This is a genomic window from Halomonas sp. 3D7M, assembly GCF_014897885.1.
Taxonomy (GTDB): Bacteria; Pseudomonadota; Gammaproteobacteria; order Pseudomonadales; family Halomonadaceae; genus Vreelandella.
The window spans coordinates 747-2,811 of the sequence record NZ_JABUZF010000188.1 but is presented as its reverse complement, the minus strand read 5'-3'; the positions used below and the strand labels follow the sequence as shown (position 1 = coordinate 2,811).

At 56.3% G+C, this 2,065-nt stretch carries 2 protein-coding genes; both read left to right on the top strand.

Annotation, left to right across the window (positions count from 1 at the left end):
• Positions 1-396, top strand: a 396-nt coding sequence (locus INT22_RS20750) for an acyl-CoA dehydrogenase family protein (RefSeq protein WP_264298833.1), incomplete at its 5' end; no start/stop codon positions are given.
• A gap of 10 nt (positions 397-406) precedes the next feature.
• On the top strand, positions 407-2,014 hold the full coding sequence (locus tag INT22_RS10690; protein WP_193061367.1) for a carboxyl transferase domain-containing protein: 1,608 nt from the start codon (positions 407-409) through the stop codon (positions 2,012-2,014).
• Positions 2,015-2,065: the final 51 nt, after the last annotated feature.

Below are 2,065 nucleotides of genomic sequence, written 5' to 3'. Positions count from 1 at the left end.
GGCATCATGCAGGCCGCTATGGATGTGGTGATGCCCTATATCCACGAGCGCAAGCAGTTCAACCAGTCCATTGGCGAGTTCCAGTTGGTGCAAGGCAAAGTCGCGGATATGTACACCACGCTGAACGCTTGTCGCGCCTACTTATACGCCGTTGCCGGAGCCTGCGACCGCGGCCAGACCTCGCGCAAAGACGCAGCGGGCGTGATTCTTTACTGCGCAGAGAAAGCCACCCAAGTTGCCCTAGATGCCATTCAGCTGCTCGGCGGCAACGGCTATATCAACGAGTACCCCACCGGTCGCCTTCTGCGCGATGCCAAACTGTATGAAATTGGCGCGGGCACCAGCGAAATTCGCCGGATGCTGATTGGCCGCGAACTCTTCACCGAAACAAAGTAAGGGCCGCGCCATGAGCACACTCTCTACACAGATCAATCCCCGCAGCGATGTCTTTCAAAGCAACGCAGCATCCATGTTGGGGGAAGTTTCCAAGCTACGAGAATTGACCGCTGCCGTCGCCCAAGGCGGCGGCCCTAAGGCGCGTGAACGCCACGAGAGCCGCGGCAAGCTATTTGTGCGTGATCGTATCGATCACTTAATTGACGAAGGCTCGCCATTTTTAGAGTTTTCCGCCCTGGCAGCCCATCACGTTTACGATAGCGACGTGCCTGCGGCAGGCGTGGTAACGGGCATTGGCCGGGTATCTGGCGTTGAGTGCGTGATTGTGGCCAACGATGCCACAGTAAAAGGTGGCACTTATTTCCCGCTAACGGTGAAAAAGCACCTGCGCGCCCAAGAAATAGCCCGCAAGCACCGTTTACCGTGCATCTATTTAGTCGATTCCGGCGGCGCATTCTTACCCCGCCAGGATGAAGTGTTCCCCGATCGCGATCACTTCGGACGCATCTTCTATAACCAAGCCACGATGTCGGCAGAGGGCATCCCGCAAATAGCGGTGGTCATGGGCTCCTGCACGGCTGGCGGTGCTTATGTACCCGCCATGGCAGATGAATCAATCATCGTTAAAGAACAGGGCACGATTTTCCTGGGCGGCCCACCGTTAGTGAAGGCGGCCACGGGCGAAAACATTAGTGCAGAAGACCTGGGCGGTGCCGATGTGCACGCCAAAATCAGCGGCGTAGCCGATCATTACGCTGAAAATGATGCCCACGCCCTGCAGTTGGCGCGCGCTTGTGTGTCCCGTTTAAATTGGCAAAAGCGCGGCAAATTAGCCATGCAAGCGCCCCAACCTCCCAAACTCGACCCCAGCGAACTTTACGGCATTGTTGGCACCGACCTTAAAAAGCCTTACGACGTTCGCGAAGTGATTGGTCGTATTGTCGATGGCTCTGACTTTGACGAATTCAAGCGCTACTACGGCGACACCTTGGTAACCGGCTTTGCGCATATCCACGGCTATCCGGTTGGTATTGTGGCCAACAACGGCGTGCTGTTTTCAGAGAGCGCGGTAAAAGGCGCGCACTTTATTGAGCTTTGCGCTCAGCGCAAGATTCCGCTGGTGTTCCTGCAAAACATTACCGGCTTCATGGTCGGCTCTAAGTACGAGCATGAAGGCATCGCTAAGCACGGTGCGAAGCTAGTGACTGCCGTCGCATGCGCCAAAGTACCCAAGTTCACCGTTTTGATTGGCGGCAGTTTTGGCGCAGGTAACTACGGAATGTGTGGTCGCGCCTATGACCCCAACCTGCTGTTCATGTGGCCCAATGCGCGTATTTCGGTAATGGGCGGTGAGCAGGCGGCAGGCGTGCTCTCGCAGGTGAAACGTGAGCAGTATGAGCGCGATGGCCGCGAGTGGACCAAAGAGGAAGAAGAGGCCTTTAAACAGCCCACTCGCGACCAGTATGAGCACCAGGGTCACCCCTATTATGCTAGCGCCCGCCTATGGGATGACGGCGTCATTGATCCACTTCAAACCCGCGACGTATTAGGGCTTTCACTAGCCGCTGCAATGAATGCTGACGTCGAAGAGACACGCTTCGGCGTGTTCCGGATGTAAGGGCGAACACTATGGCTTACTCAACGCTACTGATCGAAGAAGGCGTGGCGC